At 70.3% G+C, this 13,414-nt stretch carries 16 protein-coding genes and 1 pseudogene; 7 read left to right on the top strand and 10 right to left on the bottom strand.

The window, feature by feature from the left end; all coding sequences use genetic code 11:
* Positions 1-7: 7 nt before the first annotated feature.
* From ASF28_RS19985 to ASF28_RS19975, 3 genes are all read right to left on the bottom strand, one after another.
* Positions 8-694, bottom strand: a complete 687-nt coding sequence (locus tag ASF28_RS19985) for a ZIP family metal transporter (RefSeq protein WP_056096959.1) — start codon at positions 692-694, stop codon at positions 8-10.
* Positions 695-701: 7 nt separating this feature from the next.
* Positions 702-1,661, bottom strand: coding sequence for a cation diffusion facilitator family transporter (locus ASF28_RS19980; RefSeq protein ID WP_056096956.1), 960 nt, complete (start codon positions 1,659-1,661; stop codon positions 702-704).
* 82 nt (positions 1,662-1,743) lie between these two features.
* Positions 1,744-2,166 (bottom strand): MerR family transcriptional regulator, encoded by a 423-nt coding sequence (locus ASF28_RS19975; protein WP_056096954.1) that lies wholly within the window; start codon positions 2,164-2,166, stop codon positions 1,744-1,746.
* A 62-nt stretch (positions 2,167-2,228) separates the two neighbouring features.
* Here ASF28_RS19975 and ASF28_RS19970 point away from each other — a divergent pair, with 62 nt between their 5' ends.
* Entirely contained in the window at positions 2,229-4,367 is a 2,139-nt protein-coding gene (locus ASF28_RS19970; protein ID WP_056096951.1) for a heavy metal translocating P-type ATPase, read from the top strand.
* Between the two features lie 417 nt (positions 4,368-4,784).
* Here the strand turns inward: ASF28_RS19970 and ASF28_RS19965 are convergent, their stop codons facing one another.
* A complete protein-coding gene (locus ASF28_RS19965) occupies positions 4,785-5,123 on the bottom strand; it encodes a hypothetical protein (protein ID WP_156384035.1) in 339 nt (112 codons plus the stop codon).
* 480 nt (positions 5,124-5,603) lie between these two features.
* Here ASF28_RS19965 and ASF28_RS19960 point away from each other — a divergent pair, with 480 nt between their 5' ends.
* The 6 genes from ASF28_RS19960 (at position 5,604) to ASF28_RS19935 (ending at position 9,826) form a co-directional block, all read left to right on the top strand.
* A complete protein-coding gene (locus ASF28_RS19960; RefSeq protein ID WP_157085674.1) occupies positions 5,604-7,385 on the top strand; it encodes a hypothetical protein in 1,782 nt (593 codons plus the stop codon).
* A 1-nt stretch (position 7,386) separates the two neighbouring features.
* Positions 7,387-7,926: a hypothetical protein gene (locus ASF28_RS19955; protein ID WP_056096942.1), complete on the top strand. Its 540-nt coding sequence runs from the start codon at positions 7,387-7,389 to the stop codon at positions 7,924-7,926.
* A 127-nt stretch (positions 7,927-8,053) separates the two neighbouring features.
* A complete protein-coding gene (locus tag ASF28_RS19950) occupies positions 8,054-8,431 on the top strand; it encodes a hypothetical protein (RefSeq protein ID WP_056096940.1) in 378 nt (125 codons plus the stop codon).
* Complete coding sequence (locus tag ASF28_RS19945; RefSeq protein ID WP_056096937.1) at positions 8,431-8,697, top strand: hypothetical protein; 267 nt, start codon at positions 8,431-8,433, stop codon at positions 8,695-8,697. Before ASF28_RS19950 ends, ASF28_RS19945 begins: the two co-directional genes overlap by 1 nt.
* A 2-nt stretch (positions 8,698-8,699) precedes the next feature.
* A complete protein-coding gene (locus ASF28_RS19940; protein ID WP_056096935.1) occupies positions 8,700-8,969 on the top strand; it encodes a hypothetical protein in 270 nt (89 codons plus the stop codon).
* Positions 8,924-9,826, top strand: coding sequence for a glycoside hydrolase family 108 protein (locus ASF28_RS19935; protein ID WP_442919072.1), 903 nt, complete (start codon positions 8,924-8,926; stop codon positions 9,824-9,826). The genes ASF28_RS19940 and ASF28_RS19935 overlap by 46 nt, the downstream gene beginning before the upstream one ends.
* Here the strand turns inward: ASF28_RS19935 and ASF28_RS23770 are convergent.
* From ASF28_RS23770 to ASF28_RS19910, 6 genes and pseudogenes are all read right to left on the bottom strand, one after another.
* Positions 9,755-9,919, bottom strand: a pseudogene (locus ASF28_RS23770) (hypothetical protein); the annotation flags it as partial. The gene ASF28_RS19935 and the pseudogene ASF28_RS23770 sit on opposite strands and share 72 nt — an antisense overlap.
* Before the next feature lie 38 nt (positions 9,920-9,957).
* Positions 9,958-10,290, bottom strand: a complete 333-nt coding sequence (locus ASF28_RS19930; RefSeq protein ID WP_156384033.1) for a hypothetical protein — start codon at positions 10,288-10,290, stop codon at positions 9,958-9,960.
* Positions 10,291-10,303: 13 nt separating this feature from the next.
* Entirely contained in the window at positions 10,304-11,929 is a 1,626-nt protein-coding gene (locus ASF28_RS19925) for an AAA family ATPase (protein WP_056096926.1), read from the bottom strand.
* A 73-nt stretch (positions 11,930-12,002) separates the two neighbouring features.
* Positions 12,003-12,542: a hypothetical protein gene (locus ASF28_RS19920; RefSeq protein WP_056096924.1), complete on the bottom strand. Its 540-nt coding sequence runs from the start codon at positions 12,540-12,542 to the stop codon at positions 12,003-12,005.
* Between the two features lie 71 nt (positions 12,543-12,613).
* Positions 12,614-12,889, bottom strand: a complete 276-nt coding sequence (locus ASF28_RS19915; RefSeq protein ID WP_056096921.1) for a hypothetical protein — start codon at positions 12,887-12,889, stop codon at positions 12,614-12,616.
* Positions 12,890-12,994: 105 nt separating this feature from the next.
* Complete coding sequence (locus ASF28_RS19910) at positions 12,995-13,339, bottom strand: hypothetical protein (RefSeq protein WP_056096918.1); 345 nt, start codon at positions 13,337-13,339, stop codon at positions 12,995-12,997.
* Positions 13,340-13,414 lie beyond the last annotated feature (75 nt).

The following is a 13,414-nucleotide window of genomic DNA, read 5'->3' as shown; positions in this document are numbered from 1 at the left end:
CCCCCGCTCAGGCGATGGCCTGGTCGAGCATGAGCAGCAGCAGGAAGCCGGCGAAGAACATCGCCGTCACCCAGGGACGGTCCTCGGTCTCGTGCGCCTCGACCAGGAGTTCCTCGGTGACGAGGTACAGCAGGGCGATCAGGCCGAAGGAGAGGAAGGCGGCCTGGATCGGCGCAGACAGGGTGGCGACGGGCCCTCCCAGCAACGCCCCCAGCGGCAACAGGACGACGAGGCCGGCGGTCATGCCGACGACCTTGCGCTTCGATGTCCCGCCTTCCCCGAGCTCGTTCGCGACCGTCAGGCCGAGGAACAGCACCTCGATGGTGAGGGCGACCGTGAGCAGGATTCCGGCCTTGGCGCCGGCGGCGAAGGCGATGCCGAGCACGAGCCCGTCGACGAGGATGTCGATGCCCGTGACAGCCATCAGCCCGACGGGGCCGCTCGCCCGCTTCCCCAGCGTCTTCACCAGCAGCATCGCCGCGACGCCGAGCGCGCCGCCTGCCAGCATGGCCAAGGGCGAGCCGGCATGCTTGAGGTCCGGCAGGATCTCGCCGGCCGCCGCGGCGAAGACCACGCCCGCCGCGAAGTGCTGGATGGCGCTGACCAGGATGGGTCCGGGTCGAAGGTTGACCGCGACCGCGGCGCCGATGACGGCCGCCGCCGCGGGGATCAGTGTGTAGGCCCAGGCTTGCATCACGCTCTCAGACGACGTGGTCGGGCGCGAGGGCGCAGGCGTTGTCCGCGCTCGTCTCCACCTGCAGGGTGGTGTGGCCGATGCCGAACCGTTTCTTGATCCCGCCTGCCGCGTCCATCAGGAAGGCGTCGTCGGGACGGCCGCCCGGCATGATGAGGTGGGCGGTCAGGCATGTCTCCGTGGTGCTCATCGCCCAGATGTGCAGGTCGTGGAGGGCGGTGACGCCCGGCAGTCCTTCGAGGTGGCTTCGGACGGCGGCCGGGTCGATGCCCGGCGGGACGGCGGCGAGGGACAGCGTGAGGCTGTCGCGCAGGAGGCCCCAGGTGCTCCAGACGATGACCGCCACGATGGCGAGGCTGACGACGGGATCGAGCCAGGTCCACCCGGTGTAGAGGATGACGAGGCCGGCGATGACCACGCCCGCCGAGACGGCGGCGTCGGCGGCCATGTGCAGGAAGGCGCCCTTGATGTTGATGTCGCCCTTGGCGCCCGAGGCGAACAGCCAGGCGGTGATGCCGTTCACCAGGATGCCGACCGCGGCCACGACCATCACGGTCTTGCCGGCGACCGGGGCTGGCTCGCCGAAGCGCTGGATCGCCTCCCAGGCGATGGCGCCGACGGCGACCAGCAGGAACACCGCGTTGAACAGGGCCGCCAGGATCGACGAGCCCTTCATCCCGTAGGTGTAGCGCGCGCTCGGGGCGCGCTTCGCCAGCACCATGGCGACCCAGGCCACCACCAGTCCGAGGACGTCCGAGAGGTTGTGCCCGGCATCGGCCAGCAGGGCCATCGAGTTCGCCAGCACCCCGTAGGTGGCTTCCACGACGACGAAGCCGACGTTGAGGGCGATGCCGATGGCGAACGCCTTCCCGAAGCTCGCCGGTGCGTGGCTGTGCCCGGGGCCGTGGGCGTGCCCGGCGTGGGCTTGGGAATGGTCGTGTCCGGCGTGGTCGTGGTGGTCCGTCATCTCGGCTTCCGGTCTGAGGATGCAAGCATTGATGCCTAACTCCTCTACCCACTAGAGGAGCAAGCGCCCGTTTCGGCCTCGGTCAGTGCCGGTCGCTGAGACACTCGCCGTGGTCGGCCAGCACCTCGATGATCCGGCATTCCCCGACGTCGCCGCCCGAGCACTGCTCGACCATGGCCTGCATCTCCCGCCGGAGGCCGGTCAGCCGGGCGATCCGGTCGTCGATGTCGGCGAGATGTTTCCGGGCGATGGCGTCGGCCTCCCCACAAGGCCGGTCGGGATGTCCGGCCAGGTCGAGAAGGGTTCGGATATCCTCGATCTCGAAGCCGAGCTCGCGGGCGTGCCGGATGAACCGCAGCGTCCGGACGTCGCCCTCTCCGTAGGTGCGGCGATTGCCCTCCGTACGCACCGGCGTCGGCAGCAATCCGCGTTCCTCGTAGAACCGAATGGTGGGGACCTTCACCGCGGCGCGGCGCGACAACTCCCCGATGGCGATGGACTTCATGCCGCTTGCTCCTCTAGTCGCTGGAGGAAGTAGGGTGCCTGGGGAATTGCGGAAGGCACCTCATGAAAGACGCGACGACCTTGGACCGAACCGATAGCCCCCCGACGCGCCTGCGCGTGTCCGGGATGGATTGCGCCTCGTGCGCCGCCAAGGTCGAGAACGCCGTTCGGCGCCTACCCGGCATCGAGGACATCTCGGTCTCGGTGGCGACCGAGACGCTGACGGTGCGGCATGGACCCGCCACCGACGCCCGGGCCATCGCGGCGACGGTCCGCAGCCTGGGCTACGGCGCGGACGACACTTCCGCCGACGCGGTGTCGGATGCCGAACGACCTGAGCCGGTCTGGTGGCAGTCTCCGAAGGCGCTGCTGGCGTTCGCCTGCGCGGCGGCCCTGGTGCTGGCTTACGCGGTCGGCCAAGCCGCGCCGGCGATGGAGCGCTGGGCCTTTTTGGCGGCGATGGCGGTCGGACTGGTGCCGATTGCACGACGTGCCGTCGCGGCCGCCCGGCACGGGACGCCGTTCTCCATCGAGACCCTGATGTCCGTAGCCGCCATCGGCGCGACCGCCATCGGGGCGACCGAGGAAGCGGCCACGGTCGTCTTCCTGTTCCTGGTTGGCGAGGTGCTGGAAGGGGTGGCCGCAGGCCGGGCCAGGGCGAGCATCCGCGGCCTCACCGGCCTGGTGCCGGACACGGCCCTGCTGGAGGGCGACGGATCGACGGAGCGGGTGCCCGCGGCGAGCCTGCGGGTCGGGGCGACCGTCCTGGTGAGGCCGGGTGACCGGGTCCCGGCGGACGGGACCGTCCTCGACGGGGAGAGCGCGGTGGACGAGGCGCCGGTCACCGGCGAGAGCGTGCCGCGGCGCAAGGCACCGGGCGATGCGGTGTTCGCCGGGACCGTGAACGGGGACGGCGCGCTTCGGGTGCGGGTGACCGCGGCGGCGCGGGACAACACCATCGCCCGGGTCGTGCGGCTGGTGGAGGATGCCCAGGAGGCGAAGGCCCCGACCGAGCGCCTGATCGACCGATTCTCACGGGTCTACACACCGGCCGTGGTCGCGGTGGCCACGCTCGTCGCGATCCTGCCGCCGCTGCTGTTCGGGTGCTCGTGGAACGAGTGGGTCTACAAGGGGCTCGCCATCCTGCTGATCGGCTGCCCCTGCGCCCTGGTCATCTCGACGCCCGCCGCCATCGCGGCCGGGCTCTCGGCCGGCGCCCGCCGGGGCCTGCTCATCAAGGGCGGCGCCGTCCTGGAGCGGCTGGCCGCCGTTACCATGGTGGCCTTCGACAAGACCGGCACCCTGACCGAGGGCAAGCCCGTGGTCACCGACGTCCTAGCGTTCGGCCGGTCCGAACGGGAGGTCCTCTCCTTGGCTGCCGCGCTTGAGGCAGGCTCCTCGCATCCGCTCGCCAAGGCGGTGCTTGCCAAGGCCGCGGAAGCAGGCGCACCGATGCCTCCGGCATTCGGGTCGAAGGCGCTCGGCGGCAAGGGGATCACCGGCAATGTCGGCGGCCTCGACCTGTTCCTCGGATCGCCGCGGGAGGCGGCAGCGCGCGTGACCCTCGAGGCGGAGCAGGAGGCGCGGATCTCCACCCTGCAGGGCGAGGGTAAAACGGTCGCCGCCCTGCTGGCGAACGGGGCGTTGGCCGGGCTGTTGGGCATGCGCGACGAGCCCCGGTCCGACGCCAAGGCCGGGATCGACCGCCTCGCGGCGGAGGGCATCGGGTCGCTCATGCTGACCGGGGACAACGCCCGCACGGCCCAGGCGGTGGCGGGGATGCTCGGCATCGAGGCACGGGCGGGACTGCTGCCCGAGGACAAGCAGCGGATCGTACTTGAGCTCCAGGCCGCCGGGGCCGTCGTGGCGAAGGTCGGGGACGGCATCAACGACGCCCCGGCGCTCGCAGCCGCAGACGTCGGCATCGCGATGGGTGGCGGCACCGACGTCGCGCTGGAGACAGCCGATGCAGCGGTGCTACACGGGCGCGTCGCCGACGTGGCGCGGATGGTGGAACTGTCCCGCAGGACGCTGGCGAACATCCGCACGAACATCGGTGTGGCACTCGGCCTGAAGGCGGTGTTCCTTGTCACGACCATCGCCGGCATCACCGGCCTATGGCCGGCCATCCTCGCCGATACGGGGGCGACGGTCCTGGTAACGGCCAACGCCCTGAGGCTGCTGGGGGTCAGGCTGCGCTAGGACCGGTTGTCCCTGACCTTGCCGGGTGGCTGATCGGCCACTTGGATGGGGATGGCGCGGCGATGCGGCCCATTCCGAACGTACGCGCCACCCGGAGCCCGTCCGTTCTTGACGCGTCCCTGGTTCCTGGATCGTGCCGGGGCGATGTTACGGGTGGCGGATGACTCCCGCGTCGTGATGCAGGTCCGACTTGGTGCCGGGACGCGACCCGCCGTTCGACCATGATGCGAGGGACCCGTCGGGGGTGCCCTCCCAAGTGCGGGAGGAGTCCCCGGGGCATCCACCTAGGATCCACATCCCGGACGTTAAAGTCGAAGCTCAGTCCGGACACGGGGGCGCTCCTGGGTGGTCGGGCCCTTCGCCGTTTGTGGTGGCGCCCGATCACACCAGCCTAACAGACGCCGTCGATTCGTTCAGTCAGGCGTGGTGCTTGGGGGCAGGTGAGAGCTCCTGCAGCCTGTCGAAGACCCTCTTCTTGGCCTCCTTGAAGCGCTCCCTGCCACCGAGCTCGTAGGCGGCCCGGCCTACGACGAAGGCGATGTCCACCCGCTCGTTCCTGGCCATGAGACGGTGCTCGGGGGTGATGTAGGCGTCGACGTCCGCGAGCATGGCCTTCACGATTGCCGCATCGGTCTCGGCGGTCTCGCGCTGGGTCTCGCGCCAGCGTCGGGCGCGGTCGGCGGCATCGCGACGGACGCGGGCGGACCGGGCGGCGGGGTGCTCCTCGGGGAGCGCGGAGGCGGTTGCGGTGCTCATGACGGTAGAGTGCCAGGCCGTCCAGAAAGCCACCATGGGGGATCGCGCACGGTGTGAAGGACGGTCGATCCGGTCCTTCCGGTGGCGTTCCGATCACGCACGTTCCGTTACGGGGTATGGGGCCTTGGCTACGCCAATGTCGGGAAGCGGAAAAAAGATCTGGACCGTTCCCGCGTCAGTTCTCCTCGTCGGACGGCCACCACCGCCAGGGAAGGCCACCAGGGCATCGTGCCTGGCAGGATGTGTCCTTACCCACGCCACCCCCGACTGACCGCCACAGCCTACCTCCCTGTGCCTCACCGGCGGCCGATACCCCCTCGTCCCCGCGATTTTCCGATCCCCTTCCGCAAGTATTGCCCCGCGTAACGGAAGGTCAGGCCCCCGATTGACCTTATCCTCGGCGTACGTATCCTCGTCATGTTGATCCCGGCCTGAGTTGCGGACGTGCTGCCCCGCGACAGGCCCCAGTAGAGGACCGTCGTGACAACCTCCCTCATCTCCCCGACCGCCACGCGTTGGCCCCAGGCTGCTTCCCTGGTCCGTCCAGCCCCCGCCTACTGCTCCGAGCTCCGCCCCCTCGACTACGCCCGTCTCGTCCACCCCAAAGGCGGTGTCGGGTCCGCGATGTTCGGCGACCGCGTCCCTCCCAGGAAGCCCAGGAAGGACGGCAGCACCGAGCCGCGATGGTCCGACCTGCGGTACTCCTCCCACGCCCTCGCGAGCCGCGACGTCGATCTGCAGGGCCGGCGCTTCATGTCGTTCGCATCGTACCCGTACTCCAAGCCGGGCGAGCCCCGCGTCGCCAAGGACGCGATCAACATCGTGTCCCTCGGCGCCTCGTGGCTCGACCTCGACTACTACAACAAGCCGGACTGGAAGGACGTCCCCCCGCGCAAGGTCCTGGAAGCCGTCCGCAACATCTGCGAGGACCGCGGCTGGCCGTCGCCGTCCTACGCCACGTTCTCGGGGCGCGGGATTTTGGTGGTCTGGCTCTACACCGCCTCCCAGCCGGCCCAGCGTGTCATGGCCCGCCACCGTGCCTTGCAGCAGATCCTCCACGAGGAGTTCCTGCCGTTCGGGTCCGACTACACGGCCAAGGCTGCGACGAAGCAGTTTCGGATGCCGGGCACCTACAACGAAAAGAGCGGCCTCCCGGTGGTGGTGATCTTTCCCGACCTGACCGCCGAGATCGCCCGGATCGACTTCGACGAGCTCTGCCGCGTGGTCCTGCCGTTCCAGCGCCAGACCAAGGCCCAGCGGGAGGCCGCCAAGGCCGAGGCGAAGGCCAAGCGGACCGCCGCCCAACTCGCCAACCGGACCCCGCGGGAAGGCCACCACGGCGCCAAGCTGACCGGCTCGTCGTACTGGGACACCATCGCCGCGGACCTCGACCGGCTGTATGCCCTCCGGCACGGCAAGGCCGGCATCAAGGACACCGCGGCCCGCGAGGACACGGGAGCCGGCCGCAACTCCTGGCTTGTCGCCTTCGTCTACGTGGCCTCGTGGCGCCTCCCGGCCTCCGACCTCGACGCGTACGTCATCGAGACCGCCGACCGCCTCGGGCTCGACCACGCCTCCGCCAAGTCGAAGGCTTGCTCCATCGTCGGCAGGGCGAAGGAATCCGCCCGGGGCGTCCGCCGGACGTACCGCGGATTCACGGTCGACCCCCGCTACAAGCCGTCCCCCGCCCACCTCCGGGACCTGCTGGTCATCACCCCGAGGGAGATGCGCCGGGCCGACCTGCGCATCCTGATCGACCAGGCGCGCCGGTCCGAGAACGCCGTCTCGCGCGTCGTCGCCTCTCGCCGGGCCGCGGGCGTCAGGGACCGCTCGGTCCAACAGCAGCACCGCCTCGAAGTCGGGCAGCAGGCCGTCGAGTTCCTCGCCGAGGGCCTGACCGTGAAGGCGGTGGCCGAGCTCTACGGTGTCTCGCCGCGGTGGCTGGACAACGCCCTCCGGGACGCCCGCGCCGTCGCCGGCATCACCACCGCCAAGGCCGAGCCGGTGGTGGCTCCCGTGGTCACCGTCGACGACGTCGGCGACACCCTCGACCTGCCCGTCGGCACCCCCGCCGTGATCGCGCACGAAGTGTTACGGGATATCAGAGAGACCGCGCGCGAGGCTGTTGTCGCAGGCCGCCGTACGCAGTATGTTCCTCGGGTCACGACGAAGGGCAGCACTCTTCTAGGACAGACGCCCGCTGCGCGCCCCACGGCCCGGCGGGCGTCGACGTGTCCGGCCTCCGAGATGGAGGTGGCGTGACATGAAGTGGCGCCTCACACCCGAAGAGCAGCAACTTCAGGACACCTTGCGGGCCGCCGCGGCGAGGCTGCACGCCGTCTGGTACCGCTACCCGGTCGGCGACAAGGAAGCGGCCCGCCGGGCCGAGCGCGAGCCGGTGGGCCGACGTCGGTACGTGGGTGGCGGGATCTGGCACAGCATTTCGGGAGCGGCCCCGATCCCCGTGCCCCCGCGCCACGACGTCGGCCAAGCCCTGCTTCGCGAGGTGCTTCAGGCGTGGCGGACGCCGGCATGGTCGGACATCTCCGTCTGGGACGACTCGCGCCGTGGGCCGATCCGACGACTCCTCAAGGCCGCCGGCCTCGCCCTGCAGGACCCGGACGAGGATGGGGTCGAGCGCGCCGACCTCCTCGTCCGGGTGGCCATCTCGGCGATCCGCTCCCAGTCAGAAAATCCTGACGGGCGCATCGAGCGGTTGGCGGCCCTGCCCAAGGGCGTCTGGCGCGTCGACCTGTCGGGCCTCATGGGCCTGCGCGAAGACCCGCCCGTCAGAAAAGTCTGACACCTGCAAGAACGGCTTGGCCCATCCTTGTCAGCGCCGGGAAAATGACCGGCTAAGCGACGTCAAAATCGCTTAGCCCCCTGATTACCCTTGTCGAATCCAGGTGCGAGGCATTCCATCCTTTTCGATGGAACCAAACCTCGCCCCGCGCGTTTCGAACGCCCCCAACTCGACGCTGGTCCATGCGTCCGGAGCCAGCCGGCAGTGCCGCGGCTCCTACCGGGTCTCGCCCCAAGGGGCGGCGCTCAACTCCTCCCTGATGAAGGGCCTCGCCGCGGTCATCAAGGACCGCCGGCTGACGGCCCCCCAGCTTCGGGTGTTGCTCGGGCAGCTCGAGAGCCGGGACAGCGACCTCCGCGACGAGCTCGCGGCGATCCGGTCCCACGACGGCGACCGCATCACCTGGAAGCGCCTGCTGGTGTTCTGCGACGCCATGAAGGTCGAGGCCGGCGAGCTCATCGCCTCAGTCTACCTCGCCCGCACCGCCGGCCCGAGGGTCCACTGATGGGCACCCGGCTCGACTTCTCCATGGTCCGCATCCTCGGCGAGGATTGCCGGGCCGTCGACGGCGGGCACGAGCTCGCGCTGACCGCCTACGTGGCCCAGGTCGACGGCGACCGTCTCGTCGAGCACGCCGCGGTCGCCCGGGTCACCGAGACCTTCGCCGGCTGGGACCCCCAGGACTACCAGCGCGCCAACCTGAAGCTCCACCGGGCCCTGGCTGCCCGCGTCGCCGAGCTCGCCCTCGCCGCCCGCCGGGAAGAGGGCTGACCATGTCCCGCAGGCGCAACCCCATCGCCATGGCCGCCGGCCTCGCCGCGGTCGCCGCCGCCATGGCCCTCGTCATCCGCGAGGCTCAGCCCTCGTCGCCGCCGGCACCACCACCGCCCCCCCGGAAGCGCCGGTCGAAGCGCATCCCCCGCGAGGTCGTCATCGAGGGCCTGATCGGGACCTACCCCGGCCTGTCCGTCGAGGACGCCGCGCGGATCGCGACGGCGTGGCCGGGCAACTTCATCGACGCACCCGCAAGGAGAGACCAGTGAGCGCCGACCGCTATCAGGACGCGATCACCCGCGTGCTCGTCCACGAGGGGGGCTACGTCAACGACCCGCGCGATCCGGGCGGCGCCACCATGAAGGGTGTCACCCAGCGCACGTTCGACGGCTACCTCAAGCGGAACGGCAAGCCGTCCCGCCCGGTCCGCTCGATCACCCAGGCCGAGCTCGGGGCCGTCTACCGCCGCCAGTATTGGGATGCCGTGAAGGGCGACGAGCTCCCCGAGGGGATCGACTACGTCCTGTTCGACGGCGCCGTGAACTCGGGCCCGGGCCAGTCCATCAAGTGGCTGCAGCGCGCCCTCGGCGTCCGCGTCGACGGTGTGATCGGCGAGGCGACCGTCCAAGCCGCGGAAGCCTACCCCGACCACGACGCCCTGGTCGCCGCGATCCTGGAGCGGCGCCTCGCGTTCCTCAAGTCGCTCCGGACCTGGAAGGCGTTCGGCAAGGGCTGGGGCCGCCGCGTCGTCGAGGTCCGCCAGATCGGGCAGGCGTGGGCCTCCGGTTCGGTCGGGCCCCAGCCGACCTACTTCGCCGGCATGGAGCGCCGCGGCCTCCTGTCCGACGCCAAGGGCGCGCCGTCCCCGGCCATCGCCGACGCGCTCACCGGTGGTGGAATCGTCGGCACGGTCGTCGACCAGACCGTCTCGGCGCTGACCCCGCTCCAGGATGCCCTGCCGTCCATCGGCAAGGTCGAGCGACGCCTCGCGGATCGGCCAGTCATCGATCATGAAGGACGGCCCGGCGAAGGGGTCGAACGAGACCCTCATCGAGGACGCCTGCAGGGGCGCGTCGATCAAGCGGCCGCGGGCCCACGCCATCACGGCGCGCTGTCCCTTGCGTAGCGCCCGCTGCCGGGCGGCCTCGCTGACGACGAACGTCACGTCGTAGAGGGCGACTGCGTGCACGTGCGCGACGACGATCCCGGATTCCCGCACACTCCAGACCCGGCGAACTCTGTTGCGGTAGACGTCTGTCACTGCTGCCTCCTCTGGACGGCGTCGCGGATTGCCTGGCAGGGCATCAGCCGCCCGGGCGCCGCGAGGACGGCTCTGAGGGCTAGGTCGACGAGGAGCCCCTGCACGGGCCCGGGGCGCCGGCCGGGAACGGGGGCAAACGAGAAGCTCACCGCCTCGGCCTCGGCCGCGAGAGCCGCTGCCCGGTCGAGGGGAAGCTGCCCCGCCTGCCACGCCCGCTCGGCCTCGGAGACCCGGGCGGCGAGACCGCGGGACACGAGGCGGCAAGTCCGGCCGGCCTGCCAGCCGGACTTGATGCGCCTGCGGGAGGCGGCGAAATCAAACGTCGTCATGATCACCCCTCCCTCAGTTCCGCGTCGCCAGGTGCTCGCGCGAGGCGAGTACGGTTTCGATCAGCCGGCGCAGGACGCGGACGGACCCGCCGGGCCAGTTCTCCGCCAGGACGCCGGCTTCCTCCTCGTCGAGGTCCGGGAGCCACGTCGCATCGAGGCCGCGCTCGCGGCGAACGTCGGCAAGGATGCCCTTCGTCAGCGAAGGCAGCGACGCCGCCGTCCGGGGGCCCAGCGTCAGGACGCGGAACCGGGACAGCAGGGCCGGATCGAGGCCGGCGACGCTGTTCGCCGTGGCGAGCCAGCTCACCGCCGAGAGGTCGGTCGGGCACTCCAGGAAGGGATCCTGGTACCGCCTCGACGTCTCCGCCTCCGTGAGGGCCAGGACGCCGTCGACGAGCCTGCCGTTGTCCGCCCTGGTCCCCGCGCGGGAGAGCTCATCGAGGACGACGAGCACGCTCGCCGCGCCGGCCTGCTTGATCGCCTGCAGGGGCACCGTCGCCCGGCCGGTGCTCCACTGGCGGGACGTCCCGATCAGGCTGGAATCCGCGACGCCCCCGCACGAGTAGACCGTCACGGCCAGCCCCAGGATCTCGCCCAACCGCCGCGTCAGGCGCGACTTGCCCGTGCCCGGGGGGCCGAGCAGGAGGGTCGGTGGCAGGTGCACGAAGCTCCGCCCGGCCAGCGGGACGAGGATCGCGTCGATGACCGCGGCGTCGTCCGGGAACTCGGACACGAGCACCCGCCGCGCCTCGGCCAGGTCGGGGACGACGGCCAGCGGCAACGCCTTTCCGGCGAGGGGCGCCCACTCCGTCCGGGCAGTGCTGCCCGTGCTCCTACCGGCGCGCGCGCCGTTCTCGGCGCTGCCGGGCAGGTGCTCGACGGACGCCAAGACGACCAGGCTCGGCCCTGCGGCACGCTCCCGATCCGCCTTCTCGCGGGCCGCCTTCGCCCGGGCCTCGGCGGCCCACGACGGCTCGGGCTCTTCATCCTCGGGCGCGGCCGCCCGGGTTGCATCGTGGATCGTGGCGTCCCCGGATTGCAGGGCGCTCGCCAAGGCGCCAAGGCCGGGATTCCCCGGACGCCAGGCGTACCGCACGTCCGCCGACAGCCCGACCAACGCCGAGGCGTACTTGTGCCCCTCCTGGCCGTGCTCGACCAACCAGGCAGCCCTCTCCCGGCAGTAATCTCGGCCGGCGCGGTCGCCACACTCGGCGAGGCAGCCGGCCGCCGCTCCGGCAAGCTGCTCCAACTCGACGCGAAGGACGACTGCATCGTCGAGGTCCTCGGGGTCGAGGTCGAGCCGCTCGTCGAGCTCCTGCAACCTGCGCTCGCACGTCTCCAGGAGGGCGAGGAGGCGGACGTAGCCCGTGTGGGCGCGCCTGGGATCAGTCCAGCCCTTGTCGCGGACGTCCTCGGCTGTGCTCCACGCGGCCTGCCAAAGCCCCAGCACGCCGTCATCGTCGCCGAAGCGCAGCAAGTCGCGGCGCCGCGGCCGGTCCCGCGGGCAGCGGACGGTCAGGAGGAGTTCCAACAGCCGGAACGGCGAGTCGTGTCGGAAGGGAGGAGGCAGGGTGCCGTTCAGGACGGCGTCGAGCGTCACAGCGGACGCGGCCTCGCGCGAGGTGCGATTGTTCTGCATGTTCGGTTTCCTTCGACCAAGAGCTCGGGTGAAAACCGCAAGCTCACGTGAGTTTGACTATAGGAGGAAGGTGTTACTGATCTCCTTCCTGGGTCTTCAAAAAACGGAAATGTTCACGCTCGGCGCGGGCATGATCTATTTCCGCATAGGCTTTCTCCATCTCGACGCGGGCCATCCCGCCGAGATACGCACGCTCCCGCATGCTGGGGCCCTGGTCGACGCCCTTTCCTTTGGAGTAAGGCCCCCGGTCGCAGAGCTCGGCCGAGGCCAGCAGCATGTACCCAAACGCCCTTGGGCAACTGGACGTCGCGGCCCGACCGAGGAGCGTGTAGACCCACGCCGCCACGCCGAAGCGTTCGATCCTGTCGCGGGTCACCGTGCGCCGGTTTAGGCCCGTCACCCGCCCCAAATCGGTGCTCCACTCGTTGCCGAAAATGACCACGGCGGCCTCCTCGACGGCATCGGACAGGTCGCGTCCGATCTCATCGAACGGAACGGCCTCGCCGTCGATGTGCGGGGTCTTGTCGACGAAGGAGAGGACCTGCCCGTCGATTGTGCCGACGGGGACGCCAACGTCGGCCTTGGCTCCGGGGTGGAGGATGATGCGCGCCATGGGGGGAGGCCCTCGAATCAATAGGGCGGCCCCTTCTGGACCGCCCTTGGACAACGTGGATGGGTGGGGTTTTAGGCGCGGTTCTTGTTGAAATGCGCCACAGCTTCGAACAGGCGCTTCTTCGAGTAAGCCGCGTACTGCTGCGCCTGCTCCAGCGACAGCTGCGAGGTCGCGAGCGCGAGCTCCTCCTTCCCCTTCTCAAGCTTCCACACGACCCGGATCGCATGGGGGAAGAGCTTGCTCGCGGGGACTTGGACGAGGCTCTCGACGTACCGGGCGTACTCCCAGGCAGTCCTGAAGAGGACGGGGCGGTCGTAGCGCTTCTGCTTGTTGGATTCCGTTGTCATTACTTCCCTCCAGGGAGTCTCTAAGCGGCGGAGTAGATCTCACCGCGGGGCGGCCGGTCGGCGCTCCCCGATCCCCCAGCACGCCGGGGGAGAAGGGAGGGCCGCTCAGGCGGCTAGGGGCTGGGTGTGCCGGACCTCTTCCGCCAGGGCGGTGGCGAGGGCGGCCTGGAGGACCTGCTGCTGCTCCTGCAGTTTGAGCCAGATCTGGGCCAAGGCGAACCCGTTCTTGCTGCGCCCGGTGAGGATGATCTCGCGGATGTCGGCGAGGGCCTCATCAGTGCGGGCGAGGTTCGCGCGGATGCCCTCGATGCTCGTGGGGATCGGATCGGGGCGGCGCTGGAGGTACCGATCCTCGAACGTCCACACGAACAGCACGGGCCACACGAGGACGCGCCACGCGAAGCGGAGGATGATGGACAGACGGATTCTGGCAGTGGACTTGAGCTTCATTTCTGGTCGGCCTCTAGAGATGAGGAGTTCGAAAGCTGGGCGGGCATCGGCCACACCGCACTGGGAAGAATACGG

This window comes from Methylobacterium sp. Leaf99, from assembly GCF_001422375.1.
Taxonomy (GTDB): domain Bacteria; phylum Pseudomonadota; class Alphaproteobacteria; order Rhizobiales; family Beijerinckiaceae; genus Methylobacterium.
Note: the sequence above shows the minus strand (reverse complement) of the source record. Positions and strands in the feature narration are given on the sequence as shown.